The 486-nt window shown below is 69.3% G+C and carries 1 protein-coding gene; it reads right to left on the reverse strand.

Annotated elements, in window-relative coordinates; genetic code table 11:
• Positions 1-379: 379 nt before the first annotated feature.
• A partial coding sequence (locus tag RM812_RS42185) for an uL15m family ribosomal protein (protein WP_311586311.1) occupies positions 380-486 on the reverse strand: 107 nt, incomplete at its 5' end.

Consider the following 486-nt stretch of genomic DNA (forward strand, 5'->3'; position numbering starts at 1 on the left):
TCGTAAGGAGGCCACAAAAGATGAACGGCGCTACCCTACCCGGCCCGGGACTGAGCAGGAAACACGCGCTGTGCACAGGTGCACCGCCCGTCCTCCGGCCCCGCCGCGAAAGACCGGCCAAGCCACACCATTTGGGACGCGAACGCCCCCCGACGCGCCCACCGCCGGTGCGGTGGACACCCGTTCAACCTTTCCCGAGCCTTTACGGTTCCCGTACAGCGCCACAAAAAGTGTCGGGCGCCCGCTCCCCAACGCCTCGTGGTACGGCGGCAGAAGGGCCGGGAAAGGGCGGCCGGAGGAAACCGGCCCCGGGAAACGGAGAAGCCCGGCCGGCCACCTCCGAAGAGGCGACCGGCCGGGCTCGGGTCCGTATCCGGGCTCAGACGAGCTCGGTGACCGTACCGCCGGCGGCGGTGATCTTCTCCTTGGCGGAGCCGGAGACGGCGTCAACCGAAACCTGGAGCGCCACGGAGATCTCGCCCTGTC

The organism is Streptomyces lancefieldiae (assembly GCF_031845825.1).
Classification (GTDB): Bacteria; Actinomycetota; Actinomycetes; order Streptomycetales; family Streptomycetaceae; genus Streptomyces; species Streptomyces lancefieldiae.